At 65.4% G+C, this 12,480-nt stretch carries 19 protein-coding genes; 17 read left to right on the top strand and 2 right to left on the bottom strand.

Annotated features, from left to right (window positions below; translation table 11 throughout):
- The first annotated feature begins 9 nt into the window (after positions 1 to 9).
- Genes NX02_RS19160 through fliF form a run of 4 tightly spaced genes read left to right on the top strand, consistent with a single transcriptional unit; the run spans position 10 to position 2,302 of the window.
- Positions 10 to 354 (top strand): flagellar basal body rod protein FlgB, encoded by a 345-nt coding sequence (locus tag NX02_RS19160; protein ID WP_025293805.1) that lies wholly within the window; start codon positions 10 to 12, stop codon positions 352 to 354.
- Positions 355 to 356: 2 nt separating this feature from the next.
- Complete coding sequence (gene flgC, locus NX02_RS19155; protein ID WP_025293804.1) at positions 357 to 785, top strand: flagellar basal body rod protein FlgC; 429 nt, start codon at positions 357 to 359, stop codon at positions 783 to 785.
- The gene (gene fliE, locus NX02_RS19150) at positions 782 to 1,087 is read left to right on the top strand and encodes a flagellar hook-basal body complex protein FliE (RefSeq protein ID WP_025293803.1); all 306 of its coding nucleotides are present in this window, start codon (positions 782 to 784) and stop codon (positions 1,085 to 1,087) included. Before flgC ends, fliE begins: the two co-directional genes overlap by 4 nt.
- Positions 1,088 to 1,096: 9 nt before the next feature.
- A complete protein-coding gene (gene fliF, locus NX02_RS30880) occupies positions 1,097 to 2,302 on the top strand; it encodes a flagellar basal-body MS-ring/collar protein FliF (protein ID WP_025293802.1) in 1,206 nt (401 codons plus the stop codon).
- A 4-nt stretch (positions 2,303 to 2,306) separates the two neighbouring features.
- Here the strand turns inward: fliF and NX02_RS33020 are convergent, their stop codons facing one another.
- Positions 2,307 to 2,507 carry a hypothetical protein gene (locus NX02_RS33020; RefSeq protein ID WP_025293801.1) on the bottom strand — a complete coding sequence of 67 codons (201 nt, stop codon included), beginning with the start codon at positions 2,505 to 2,507 and terminating at the stop codon, positions 2,307 to 2,309.
- Between the two features lie 140 nt (positions 2,508 to 2,647).
- On the opposite strand from NX02_RS33020, the gene NX02_RS19135 reads away from it, so the two are divergent.
- The 13 genes from NX02_RS19135 to NX02_RS19075 all read left to right on the top strand — a co-directional run bounded on the left by NX02_RS19135 (position 2,648) and on the right by NX02_RS19075 (position 11,286).
- The gene (locus NX02_RS19135; RefSeq protein ID WP_025293800.1) at positions 2,648 to 3,328 is read left to right on the top strand and encodes a FliH/SctL family protein; all 681 of its coding nucleotides are present in this window, start codon (positions 2,648 to 2,650) and stop codon (positions 3,326 to 3,328) included.
- Positions 3,315 to 4,643: a FliI/YscN family ATPase gene (locus tag NX02_RS19130; RefSeq protein WP_084717945.1), complete on the top strand. Its 1,329-nt coding sequence runs from the start codon at positions 3,315 to 3,317 to the stop codon at positions 4,641 to 4,643. Before NX02_RS19135 ends, NX02_RS19130 begins: the two co-directional genes overlap by 14 nt.
- Before the next feature lie 160 nt (positions 4,644 to 4,803).
- The gene (locus NX02_RS32605) at positions 4,804 to 5,082 is read left to right on the top strand and encodes a hypothetical protein (protein WP_158014095.1); all 279 of its coding nucleotides are present in this window, start codon (positions 4,804 to 4,806) and stop codon (positions 5,080 to 5,082) included.
- On the top strand, positions 5,079 to 5,777 hold the full coding sequence (locus NX02_RS19120) for a hypothetical protein (RefSeq protein ID WP_158014094.1): 699 nt from the start codon (positions 5,079 to 5,081) through the stop codon (positions 5,775 to 5,777). Before NX02_RS32605 ends, NX02_RS19120 begins: the two co-directional genes overlap by 4 nt.
- A 5-nt stretch (positions 5,778 to 5,782) precedes the next feature.
- A complete protein-coding gene (locus NX02_RS19115; RefSeq protein WP_025293796.1) occupies positions 5,783 to 6,184 on the top strand; it encodes a flagellar hook assembly protein FlgD in 402 nt (133 codons plus the stop codon).
- A 10-nt stretch (positions 6,185 to 6,194) separates the two neighbouring features.
- Entirely contained in the window at positions 6,195 to 7,400 is a 1,206-nt protein-coding gene (locus tag NX02_RS19110; RefSeq protein ID WP_025293795.1) for a flagellar hook protein FlgE, read from the top strand.
- On the top strand, positions 7,397 to 8,149 hold the full coding sequence (locus NX02_RS19105) for a flagellar motor switch protein FliM (protein ID WP_047099820.1): 753 nt from the start codon (positions 7,397 to 7,399) through the stop codon (positions 8,147 to 8,149). Before NX02_RS19110 ends, NX02_RS19105 begins: the two co-directional genes overlap by 4 nt.
- A gap of 10 nt (positions 8,150 to 8,159) precedes the next feature.
- Positions 8,160 to 8,459 carry a FliM/FliN family flagellar motor switch protein gene (locus tag NX02_RS31690; RefSeq protein WP_025293793.1) on the top strand — a complete coding sequence of 100 codons (300 nt, stop codon included), beginning with the start codon at positions 8,160 to 8,162 and terminating at the stop codon, positions 8,457 to 8,459.
- Positions 8,456 to 8,845, top strand: coding sequence for a hypothetical protein (locus NX02_RS19095; protein WP_025293792.1), 390 nt, complete (start codon positions 8,456 to 8,458; stop codon positions 8,843 to 8,845). Before NX02_RS31690 ends, NX02_RS19095 begins: the two co-directional genes overlap by 4 nt.
- Complete coding sequence (gene fliP, locus NX02_RS19090) at positions 8,788 to 9,567, top strand: flagellar type III secretion system pore protein FliP (RefSeq protein ID WP_245648647.1); 780 nt, start codon at positions 8,788 to 8,790, stop codon at positions 9,565 to 9,567. Before NX02_RS19095 ends, fliP begins: the two co-directional genes overlap by 58 nt.
- Positions 9,564 to 10,319, top strand: coding sequence for a sigma-70 family RNA polymerase sigma factor (locus tag NX02_RS19085; RefSeq protein ID WP_025293790.1), 756 nt, complete (start codon positions 9,564 to 9,566; stop codon positions 10,317 to 10,319). Before fliP ends, NX02_RS19085 begins: the two co-directional genes overlap by 4 nt.
- Positions 10,316 to 10,954 (top strand): tetratricopeptide repeat protein, encoded by a 639-nt coding sequence (locus NX02_RS19080; protein ID WP_158014091.1) that lies wholly within the window; start codon positions 10,316 to 10,318, stop codon positions 10,952 to 10,954. Before NX02_RS19085 ends, NX02_RS19080 begins: the two co-directional genes overlap by 4 nt.
- 2 nt (positions 10,955 to 10,956) lie before the next feature.
- Entirely contained in the window at positions 10,957 to 11,286 is a 330-nt protein-coding gene (locus NX02_RS19075; RefSeq protein WP_025293788.1) for a hypothetical protein, read from the top strand.
- Positions 11,287 to 11,317: 31 nt separating this feature from the next.
- Here the strand turns inward: NX02_RS19075 and NX02_RS30875 are convergent, their stop codons facing one another.
- Positions 11,318 to 12,451 carry a tetratricopeptide repeat protein gene (locus tag NX02_RS30875; protein ID WP_162232703.1) on the bottom strand — a complete coding sequence of 378 codons (1,134 nt, stop codon included), beginning with the start codon at positions 12,449 to 12,451 and terminating at the stop codon, positions 11,318 to 11,320.
- Positions 12,452 to 12,480 lie beyond the last annotated feature (29 nt).

Genomic DNA, 12,480 nt, shown 5'->3' with positions numbered 1-12,480 from the left:
AGGAGCTGCGTGGACCAACTTTCCTCGGTCTTGCTGATCAAGGCGCTCGACGGGCTTTCCGCGCGCGCCGTCGTGACCGCAAACAACATCGCGAATGCGTCTACGCCTGGTTATCGGCCGATGCGCGTATCGTTCGAAGCCGAACTTTCACAGGCCGCTGCCGGTGGCCCGGCGGCGGCGGCATCGGTGATGCCACGCATTGAAACCATGGCGGATCGCGGATTCGGCACGGACCTGCGGCTCGACCTTGAGCTGGCGACCGCATCGTCGACGGCGGCGCGGTACACGGCGCTCGTCGAAGTGCTCAGTCGGCAGCTCCAGATGCAATCGCTCGCGGCACGAGGATCGCTCTGACCATGCAGGCTCTTGAGATCAGCCGCAGCGCGCTCGAAGTCGAGTGGCGACGCCTCGAGATCATCGCGCAAAATTTGGCGAACGCGAACAGCAGCGTGGCGGCCGATCGCCCGGCCTGGCACCCGTTGCGCCTCCTCTCCGGCCCCGCGCGCTCCTTTGCCGCGCTCGTCGACGGCGAAGTTGCGTTCAACCAGCTCGCCGGCGTTGCCGTCCAGGGCGTGGCCGAAGTCGATACGCCACCGCGCAAGGTTCACGAACCGGGTCACCCGGATGCCGATGCTGACGGCTTCGTCACCTATCCCGGTCTCGACCACGCCGCCGAGATGGTCCTGATGGTCAAGACGGCGCGCGCCTATGAAGCGAACATCGTCGCGATGGGCGCGGCGCGCCAGATGTACAGCAAGGCGCTCGAGCTGGGGCGGTCGTCATGAGCGTGACACCGATCCCGCCGATCGTCGGCGGTCTTCCGATCGCCGGGGCGGCCATGCCGCTGCCGGTCCCGGTGACCGGAGGCGCCTCGTTCGCCGACATGCTTCTCGACGGCATCACTGCCACCGATCGCAAGATGGTCGAGGCGGATCGATTGACCGCTGCCTTCGCCCTCGACGATTCGATCCCGGTCCATCAGGTGACCTACGCCCTTGAGCAGGCCAAGCTGTCGCTCGAGCTCATGCTCCAGGTTCGCGATCGTCTGCTCGATGGCTATCGCCGCGTCATGGACATGCAGATCTAAGCGCGGCGAATGGCAATCACGACTCTCGACCGCTTCCGCGCCCTCCCACACGACCGCCGGCTTGGCGTGGCGGGGGTCCTGCTCGCGCTCGTCGCGTTGCTGGCTGCGGCCGCGTGGTTCGTCCTCTGGCGCAACCCCTATCGGCCTCTGTTCACGGATCTGAAAACGGCCGACGCCGCGACGATCATCGCCGAACTCGATCGCACCAAGACGCCGTACCAGCTGGATGACGATGGTTCGACCATTCTCGTTCCGGAGGATCGTGTTGCGCCCACACGGATCGCGGTGATGGGCGCCGATCTTCCACTGAAAGGAACGGTTGGCTTCGAAATATTCAATGAATCCGACATGGGTCTCACGGAGTTCGCCCAGCGGATCAATTATCAGCGCGCGCTTCAGGGCGAGCTTGCCCGCACGATCATGACGCTGCAATCCATTGACACCGCCCGCCTCCATCTGACCCTGGGGGAGCGCGCCTTGTTCCGCGAGCAGCGCACGCCGTCCAAGGCGTCGGTGACGGTCATTCCGCGCGTGGGCATGCAAGTGGATGGGCCAACCGTCGCCGGCATCCAGCGCCTCGTCGCGGGAGCAGTTCCCGATCTCGAGGCGGGCAATGTCGCTGTGATCGACGGCATGGGACGGGTCATCAGCGGCGGTGCGCCGACTGTGTCCGTGCTCACCGGTACGCAACCGATGAGCGCCTGGGAACATGGCTATGCGGATCGGATCCGCGCCGCCATCGAGGCTGCCTTCCCCGCCCGGCCCGTTACAGTAAGGGTCTTGGCACCGTTGGCGCCCGACGAGGGCGTCGCCAACGACGCACTTCGAACGGTCGCCGTGCGGGTGGACCTGCAGTTCTCAGGCGGCGACGCCGCCCCACCGGCTGTACAGCAGGTTGTCGCCGACGCGATCGGCTTTGTGGATGGCGATGTCGTGGTGACGTCGGTGGTACCTTCAGCCCTTCCCCAACCCTCCGGCCCGGCGCCTCGCCCGGTAGCGCCCCCCACGCCCGCCGGTGCCGGCGCATCCGACAGCATTCCGGACGGCGCGCTCTGGTGGGGTGGTAGTGCGTTAGTGCTCGGCATCTTGCTGCTCATCGCAGCGCGCCGTCGCCGTGCCGTGCGGGCGCCCTTGGATGACGAACAGCGATTGGCATTCGCCGATCGCCTGCGCGATGCGCTGGATCGACAGGACACGGCCAATGCCCGGCGATGACCGCTCACTCCGACGTCTTGTGGCTGATCTCGCCGATCGGGATGACGACGATGTCGAAGCGGTCCTCGCACTTCTCGACCAGAACCAGCGACGGCAGTTGCGTGAGCTGCTCGACACCTATCGCGGCCGCGCGCCGCTCGGGACCGTCGGGCCTGCGTTGCCCGACTGGATCGAAGCGCGGGTCGGCGGCGCGATGGCGGAGCAACTAACGCCGCTGGCCCGTGACACCTTCGCCTCTTGCGTCGCCGATTGGACGCCCGAGGCGGAGATCGACAGCAGAGGCCCCTCGCTCCTCCGACGCCTCTTTGATTTCGTACCCGCGCGGAGGCCACGACATTGAGCGCTGTGATCAAGGCCATCGATGGCGCCGCGGCAGTGGCTCGGCCGCTGGCGCCGTTGCGGACGGAAAACAAAGCCGCAAACGCAATCCACGCGCCCGATCCAAAGATCGCGGCGCTCGAGGAGGAACTGGCGCAGACGATCCGCCGCGCGGAAAAGTTCGTGGCCGAGAACGAAAATTTGCGGGCGGCGCGCGATCGCGCCTACGCGGATGGCGAGCGTGCGGGGCGCATCGAGGGGCGGAAAGAGGCTGAGCACAGCGACGCCAAGCGGCTCGCAGCGCTTGAGCGCGCGATCGCCGCAGCACTGGCGCGTCGTCAGGAGCGATCCGCCAATGCGCTCGACCTCGCGCGCGTCATCGCGTTCGAAGCGCTGGGCCGACTGCTTGATGAAGATCGTGAACGCGCCGACCTGCTGTCCCGGATCATCGAGACGCAGGTCGCCCGGCTCGAGCGCACGTCCATCCTGAGGATCGAGGTCTCTCGCGAGGACTTCCCCGATGCCGACGCAATAGCCAGTATTCGCGATCAAGTCGCTGAATCTGTTCAAATCGACGTGCTTGGACAGGCGCCGCATGGCCATTGCCGGATCGTGCAGACGCTGGGCGCGATCGATGCTGGCATCGAAACTCAGTTCGGCCGCCTGGCAGCGCTTCTCTTGCCCGAGGAGCGCTATGATGCCGGCTGAGGCGCTGATCGAGCGCATCCGAACGGCGGACCTCGTCGCCCGCACCGGCCATGTTCGTCGCATCATGCCGACGTTCATCGAGGCGGATGGACCGGCTGTGCCGCTTGGCGCGCTTTGCACGATCGAATGCGGCCCTGGCACGCACCCGGTGGTCGCCGAGGTCACCCGCATCGACCGTGATGCCATCATCCTGTCTCCTTTCGAGGATCGTCCGCCGACCTTCGCCGGTGCCACGGTTACGGCGCTCCCGACCGGCGCACGCGTCCCCGTCGGCCCCGAGCTGATGGGACGCGCCATCGACGCGCTCGGTCAACCGATCGATGGAGGCAAGGCGATTGCCGCGACGGAACTCAGGCCGGTGGCCGGCTCGCCCGCGGATACCATGGCCCGGGTGACGTCGCCGCAGCCGCTCGAGACCGGCATTCGCGCAATCGACGCGCTGCTGACCCTGGGCGTCGGCCAGCGGATCGGGCTGTTCGCCGCGAGCGGCGTCGGCAAGACCAGCCTGATCAACCAGATTGCCCGGCAGGCACGGGCAGACCGGATCATCCTGTGCCTTGTCGGCGAACGCGGCAGGGAAGTGGAGGCGCTCTGGTCGCGAGAGCTTCCCGCCAGCATCCGCGCACGAGCAACGCTCGTTGCCGCGACGTCCGACCAGTCCGCGGCGATGCGCGCGCGTGCTCCGCAAGTCGCGCTCGCCCAGGCGGAGCACTGGCGGGATCGTGGCGACCATGTCCTGCTGTTCATCGATTCCGTGACACGATTGGCGATGGCGCTGCGCGAGATCGGCCTGGCCGCTGGCGAGCCGCCGACGGTTCGGGCCTACACCCCCAGCGTTTTCGCCGCCATTCCGCGCCTCGTCGAACGGTGCGGCGCCGTTGCCCAGCGCGGTGCGATCACCGCGATCATGACCGTCCTCGCCGAGACCGACGAACTGGACGACCCGGTTTGCGAGATGATGAAGTCGCTGCTCGACGGCCACATCCTGCTTTCGCGGAGCCTGGCAGAACAGGGGCATTTTCCCGCGATCGACGTGCCACGCAGCATAAGCCGCCTCGCATCCGGCCTCATGACCGCGGAGCAGCGCCGCGCGGCAACCGCACTGACGGCCGATCTCTCGACCTATGAAAACTCACGAACGATGATCGAGAGCGGCATTTATACGACCGGAACCGATCGCTGCATCGATCGCGCGATTGCCGCGCGCCCGGCGCAACTCGCTTTTCTCAGGCAGCGACAGGAAGAGGCAGCACCACTCGATGCAAGCCTGACAGCTTTGGTCGAATTGGAGCGGAGCGGCGCGCACCATGGCTAGATCGTCACATGCCCGCAGCCTTGGCCTGATCGCCACCGTTCGCGATCTGCAACGCCGTGCCGCCGAGCGCGCGGTCAATGCCGCGCGGACCATGTGCGACGTCCGAAAGGGAGAGTTGGTCCGTGCCGACGATGTCCTTGGCTCCGCCATGGAGGCTTGGATGGCCGGAATGGCGGCTGGCCGGTTCGATCCGCTGATGGCATCCGCCCGTGGCGCGGAGATTTTGACATCCGAGGCAGCCCTTAGCACCGCGCAATCTGCGCTGAACGAGGCTCAGGACGTCGAAGCCAGCGCGCTTGCCGCATCTCGACTGGCATCCGCGCGCAGCGACGTCGCCTGCGTAGAAGCGAAGCGTGCGCGCAGGCGCGAGATTCGTGCGGCCGAAGAGCGCTGGCTTCTGGCGGTTGGCGAGCGCCGCGCCGCGGAGCGCGCGGAATGACCGATGCGATATCATCATCCCGGCCGGTTCCCGTGGCACGGGCGACGCAGGCACACGCAGGTTCGAACGATCCCGCCGGCGACGCGTTTTCGCGGCTGGTCGATGCGAAATCCGACACTCGTGCATTTGGTTTCAGCGAGTTCGGCATGTTCGGCCTGCACGCGGTTCGCCGTCCCGGCAGCGAGGCCCTCGCGTCGGCGCCTGCCGAGGCGTCCCCGCAAGTGGACGACGCCAGGTCGGCGCAAATGGCGGTCTGGGAGCGCGCAGGCGAACCGCTGCCATCATTCGATTCCAGGCAAGCGTCCGTGGCAGTAGCAGCGACCACCGCGCCGTCGAACATCGTGCATCGCGAACGGCCCGTTGCGACCGCACCTCTGGTCATCGACGTCGCTCCACAATCGCCCACGCGTTCGGCCATGCAAGGTCCGGATGTCAGCGACGGTGACGGAGCAGCGGTCACCGCGCGGTCGCGGCCGACGGGACGCACGGCAGAGCATCTTCCGTTCAGCATCGCCTTTGACCCAGCAACCGGCAGTATCAGCATATCTCTCTTCGCCCATGGCGGCGGCAATGCGCTGCGTGAGCATGTGCGCCGACGCATCAGATCCATTGCCGCCGAATTCGGCACGAACATCACCGACGTGCGGATGAACGGACAGCTCCTGCCCGTCGCTCCGCCATTTCAGAGGAGCTAGAACCGATGGCCCTGTCTCCCGTCAGCGCAGGCGGCACGAGCGCCCAGAACGCCTTCGGGCTCGACTTCCAGTCGCTGCTGCGCATCATCCTGACGCAGTTGACCTATCAGGATCCGCTGAAGCCGATCGACAATTATCAGTTCGTGTCGCAACTGGCGCAGTTCTCCCAGCTCCAGCAATCCCAGACACTCAATGACCAGATGACGAGCCTGCTGGCAGCGCAGGCCGCAACGCAGGCGACCAGCCTGCTCGGCCGCACGGTCGACGTGACCGCCAACGCCTCAACCATCTCCGGCACGGTTCAGTCGGTGTCTTTCAGCACGGGCCAGCCGCTCGTGACGATCAAGACCGCAAGTGGCGATACGATCTCCAATCTTTCCATCGCCAACATTTCACAGGTTCGCTGAGGAGCACCGCATGCTTGGAGCAATCTATATCGGCCTGAGCGGCATGAATGCCTATTCGCGCGGGCTGCAGACGATCAGCAACAATGTCGCCAACCTGAACACGACTGGCTTCAAGTCGACCGCCGTCAGCTTCACCGACGTGTTCAATTATAATGGAAACGGCCTGCAATCGTCCGAAGCGGTTCCCAGCACCCAATTCGGCAGCGGCGTACGGTTCGCCGATCCCCGCATCGATTTCGGACAGGGTGACCTGCGCCAGTCCGACGGAGATCTTGACCTGGCGATTGACGGGGGCGGTTTTCTTGTCCTGCTGGACGGTGACAAGACCTATTATGGTCGCACCGGACAGTTCACTGTCGATGAACAAGGCGATATATCGCAGGTGGGCACCGGTTATCATCTCGGCGTGCTCGACGCCGCTGGCGAGGCGAAAAGCCTGAACATCGATGCGAAGCGGGCGAGCGCACCCGTCGCAACGACAACGATCAAGCTGCAGGGCAATCTGTCGTCGGACGTCGGATCAGCGACGACGCCCGTGTCGGTTTCAAATATTGCGGTTCACGACAGCAGCGGTGGTACGCAAAGCTGGACCGTCAAATTCGAGCGTGGGACCGTCAGCGGCAATTTCGTCGAATGGAAGGTGACCGTCACCGACCAGGCCCTAGCTGCGGTAGGGGAAGAGAAGACCATCCGCTTCATCAACGGTGACATCGACACCAGCACATCGACCCTGACAATCGCCGACGAGCCTCCAGGTGCGGCGCCACTGTCGATCGCCCTCGATCTCAGCGGGCTTCAATCCTACAATTCGGGCGCCACCTCGAGCGTCAAGCTCGCCTCCGCGGACGGCAGCGGCATCGGCCAATTGACGACGGTCACTGTCGAGGACGGCAGGATCAAGCTGAGCTACTCGAACGAGAAGACCGAATTGCTCGGCGCCGTGGCGATCGCTTCCATCCGTGATCCGCAACAGCTTGAACGCGTCGGGGATGCCTTGTTCGAACAACGCGGGACGACCGCGATCGAGCTGCGGAAGAGCGGCGAACCCGGCATCGGCAAGCTCGCTTCGCGCCAGATCGAGGCCTCGAATGTCGATCTTTCGCAGGAGTTCGGCGACCTTATCCTGATCCAGCGTGGCTTCCAGGCTTCGTCGCAGGTGGTCAGCGTCGCGAACGACATGATCCAGCAGCTTTTTGGAATACGGGGCCAAGGGTGACCGCTGCGGTTCGATCCTGGTTGCCGTTCGAGCCCGACGACCGGCCCGTCGTGCGCGACACAATGCATCAGGCGATCGAAGACTGGTCCGCTCGCTGGGTCGCCACCGGACGCTGGCAGCTGGCTTGGCCCGGGCGACAGGCCCGTGCCGTTGCGGCCGCTCCCGGTCACGCGCGTCGGACGAAAAACGGCATCGACGTTGTGCCGTCCGCCAGGCACGCTGGCGAGATCGCGGCTGCCGCGCTGATGCTGCCGGGAGGCTGGGAATTCGGTGGTTCGAACGCCGATGCTCTGGTGGCGGCGTTCGAGGACCGCGTGATCGGTGATCTTGCGGAGACGCTTGAGCGCGTCGTTGCAGGTGATGTCCCAGCAGCTGCCGATCGCGATGGCTTGGTGACAATCAATATCACCGATGCGAAGTCGGGCAGCGCGCTGATCCAGCTATCATTCCCGCGGGTTCTGCTGATCGAGCTCGCTCGAACGGGAATGGCACCGCCACGCCGTCGGTCTCGCCTGGAGCCGATCGGACAGGCTGTTGCGCCCGAGCGCGTCGCCATCGCCGTCACCCTCGGCGTCGCTCGACTGCAGATCGGCGAATTCGCAAACCTGGTCGAAGGTGATGTGCTTGTCCTCGACCGCGCGGTCACCGAACCGGTCGACCTGTGCGTCGCAGGCACGCGCTGGCTCGGCGGTCAGTTGCTCGACAGCTCAGCCGCCGAAACCGGCATCAGCATCAAAATTATCGATTGAACGGCAGATCATGACGCCTTCCATACAGACCAAGTCCACTTCCGCCCCAACACCGGCATCGGCACCCCTGCGCCTAGATTCACCTGCGCTGAAAGATGTCGGCGTGAGTGTTATCGCCCGCCTCGGCGAGGTCGAAATGACGCTCGGCGCGCTTCTCGCCCTGAAACGTGGAGATGTCGTCACGCTCGATCGCCAGATGAACGAGCCGATCGACCTTCTCCTCAACGACCAGGTCATTGCCCGCGGCACGATCGTTGCCGTCGAGGATCGGTTCGGAGTCCGCATCGACGAGATCGCCCCGCAGGGATGACGCTTCTTTCTTACATCGTCAGAAGGCTGGGCCCGCTTACCCTGGCCTTGATCGCCGCGGACGCGGCGGCCGCGCGACCGATCATTGCCGACGAGCCCGGCATCTCGGCGTGGCGCGTCGTCGGCGCGCTGCTGGTGTGTGTCGTGATCGCAATTGTCGCCGCTCTCGCGCTGCGCGCCAGAATGGGCGGTGGCGGCCAGATCCTCCTCAGGCCGGCGCAGCGCCGGCTACAGCTGATCGAGACGATCCGCCTTACGCCGACGAGCAGCCTGGCGCTGGTGCGGCACGATGCGCGGGAACTGCTGATCCTGACGGGCCCGCAGGGCGCTTGGGTTTTGGCGCCGGGATCGACACCGGATGCCGGGTCCGAAGCCTCACCCGCATGAGGCGGCTTGTTCTTCCGATCGTCGCGATGGGGGCGGCCTGCCTGCTTGCTGCGGCCCCGGTGTCCGCCAAGCTGCCAGCGGCGCTTCCGGTTGCCGGCTCGACCGATATCGTTCGCATCACCGTCCTGTTATCGTTGCTGGCGCTGGTGCCCGCCGTCCTCGTCTGCATGACCTCGTTCGTCCGGATCGTCATCGTCCTCTCGATGATCCGTCACGCGTTCGGCATGCCAGAAACGCCGCCGAACCAGGTGCTCGTCAGCCTTGCCCTGTTGCTGACCGGCTTTTCCATGCTTCCCACCTTGACGGTCGTGCAGGAACGCGCGGTGAGTCCCTATCTCGACGGCCGCATTTCGGTCGAACATGCCCTCAAGGAGGGATCGGACCCGTTGCGCGGCTTCATGCTGCGCCAGGTCAGGGACAAGGACATCGCGACGGTCTACAGCATCTCGCGCCAGCCGCTGCCAGATCGGGTCGAACAGGTCGGGCTCATGCAATTGACCACCGCCTACATGCTCAACGAGCTGCGCGTTGCGTTCAACATTGGCTTTCTCATCCTCCTTCCCTTCCTGCTCATCGACCTCGTGGTATCGAGCATATTGCTCTCGCTGGGCATGCTCATGGTGCCGCCGTCCACCCTGTCACTACCGATTAAGGTTCTCATGTTCGTCCTGATCGACGGCTGGGGCCTGGTAGTTCAGGGATTGATCGGCAGCTTCAGGTGACGCCGCAGCCCCGGACATCGACCCCGTCGATCGACCGGCGCAGCGAGCTCTGGGCGCATTACGGCCGTGATCATGGCGCTGATCTTCGGCTCGAGATCTTCGATGCCTATCTTCCGTTCGCGCGGGCGATCGCCCGGCGCCATTTCCTCGATCGGTCGAGCGACATCGAACTCGCCGATCTCGAACAGCTCGCCTCCGCCGGGCTGCTCGAGGCCATCGATCGTTTCGATCCACGACGCGGCGTGCCGTTCGAGAGTTTCGCCGCGCCGCGTGTCGCGGGCAGCGTTGTCGACGGGCTTGCGCACCTCAGCGAGCGGCGGGAACAGCTTGCGTTCAACCGGCGCGTCGAGAAGGAGCGGCTTCGGTCGCTCGCCATCGCCGCCCCCGCCGGGCGGATGTCCGCCGCGGAGGCGATGGCCGCCCTGGCCGAACTCGCGATCGGCACGGCGCTTAGCTTCATGCTCGAAGAGACCGGTCTGGTCGCCGACGACGCGACGCCCGACCATCGACCCAACGCGTATGAAAGTGCCGCATGGAAGGATCTGGTCAGCCGCCTGGCCACTGAAGTTGGATCGCTCGAGGGTCGCGAGCAGGCGATCATCCGGAAGCACTATCATGATGGTCTCACATTCGAGATGATCGGTACGCTTCTGGGCCTGAGCACAGGACGCATTTCGCAGATCCATCGCGCCGCCCTGTCGCGGCTTCGCAAGCGGCTGCTCGCAGCCCGCCAGTTCAGCCTGATGCGATGAACGCCTGCGCGCATTTCATGCTACTGCCACTCCGCGTCGATCATACGCACCGATCAGGACAATCAATGACCCAGGACAATCGCCCGCCCCTCTGCTCCGATGACGCCATCTCGCGGCTGGTCGCGCTCGCAACCGCCAGTGACACGGACGGAATCGACGAGGCGGATCGCCTGATCCGCCTCCACCCCGCGGACCCGCGACTCCATTTCCTGAAGGGGTCGCTGCTCGCAGCGCAGCGGGAATATGCCGCGGGCGAGGCCGCGATGAGCTATGCCGTCCTGATTGCGCCGGACTATCATATCGCGCGCTTTCAACTCGGACTGCTCCAGCTGAGCTCGGGCAAGGGTGACGCCGCTGCCGCAACGCTCGATCCGCTGCGCGACCTTCCAACCGACAACCCCTTTCAGCCGCTTTCAGACGGTCTGGTACGCCTCGCGAACGATGACTTGCCCGGCGCGATCGAGCGGCTGGAGGCCGGGATCGCCCTGAATGATGCGTTGCCCCTGATCAATCGCGACATGCAGATGCTCATCGACGAAAGTCGCGCCGCGCTGGCTGGCAGCGACCCCGCCGATGCGATGTCGGCGACACAGCAACTGCTCCGGAGCTTTGCCAGTCGCCAGACGAGGCACTAGCCATGGACCCCGTTTCCAATGCGGATCGGCTGATCCAGGTTCTGCGTCAGCGGCTGCAAGACCGCAGCCGGACATCGACGTCGAGCAGGAAGGCGCCGGCAGGTACGCGCGCCGATGGCCTGGTCCCACTGGCACCGGTCGCCGGGGGGGATGAGCGCCAATTCCGTCGGGCACTCGTTCAGAATATACTGGTCGAACACTTCGGTGCGGATCTGGTCAACGATGCCCGGTTCCAGGAGCTGGTCGACCGCGTGACGGTTTCGCTGGAGAGGGACGAGAATGGCGCTGCCCTGCTCGGTCGCGTCGCCTACGACGTACGGGGTGAACGTTAGCCTGCGTCTGACCAGACTGGCACCGCGACAACTATCGGCGCCGCAATCCCATGCGGGCGATCGCGTCGGCCAATGTTTCTCCGCCAGGACCGGCCGGATGATTGAGCGCCTTGTTCCGGATCGCGGTTGCGGCATCCGGATCGCCAGCATGAGCCGCGAGCATGCTTTTGGCCAAGGCCGCCGACAGGCATGTCCGGTCCAATCGTAGAGCGATATCGGCACGTTTGCGTGCGAGCTCCGCCTGTCCCTCCGTCATATCGAGCACTGCCAGCGCGCCATGGCTCTCGGCGAAGGTTTCGTCCAGCAGGAGCGCATGATCGAACCGCGCGCGCGCGGTCTTTGCGTCGCCGGCGATGAAATGCGCCCACCCCGCCGCGATCCATGAGCCGAGATGGTCCTCGAACGCCGCCGCGCCCTGGTCGAGCCAGCGCGCCGCGTCCGCTGGCCGGTCGAGCGAGAGCAGGGCGAGCCCCTTCCCGACCTGTGCACGCGGCAATGTCGCCCGACGGTCGAGTGCCCTGTCGAAGAGGCCGATCGCCGCCGACGGATCATGGGCGCCCAGCGCAAGCGCGCCTTGTGCCGCCAGGCCGACCGGGCTTCCGCCGGCGCGGGCCGCGAAGCGCTCCGCGAGTTCGAGATCGTCATTATCCATTGCCACTGTGGCGATCGCCGCCGCGAGATCGGCATCCGCCGGCACGATGACGGCATAGGTCTGCCCGACCGTAATCGCCTCTTCCAGCCTGTCGAGATGGTGCAGGGCCTCGACCTTGAGCGCAGCGGCACGCGGAGCGGACGCGACGACATCTTCGTCGACCAGCGTGACGACGGCCTCATGGTCGCCGATCAGCGCCTTCGCCCATGCGAGATTGAACCGGAGAACAGCATCGGTCGGCATATCGGCCAGAAGCGTCTCGAACGTCTCGGCGGCCTCGTCATGGCGGCCCGTGCGCAGAGCGACCAGCGCCCCCAGATTGCGCATCGCCGGATCGTCAGTCCCCAAGCTGTTGAACCGCCCGATGAGCTGGTTCGCGGTTTCAAGCTCGCCAGCGTCGAAGGCTGCGGTCGCCGTATCCGCAAGCAACCGCTCATTGTGCGGATCGACGTCGAGGAAGCCGAGCAGGCGTTGAAGGCGAGATTTTGGATCTTCGGCCGTTTGCGTGGTCATGCCCGAGCCCATGTGGAGAGTCGCCGATC

This window comes from Sphingomonas sanxanigenens DSM 19645 = NX02, assembly GCF_000512205.2.
GTDB classification, from domain to species: domain Bacteria; phylum Pseudomonadota; class Alphaproteobacteria; order Sphingomonadales; family Sphingomonadaceae; genus Sphingomonas_D; species Sphingomonas_D sanxanigenens.
The sequence above is the reverse complement of the archived record's forward strand: the minus strand, read 5'-3'. Positions and strand labels throughout refer to the sequence as shown.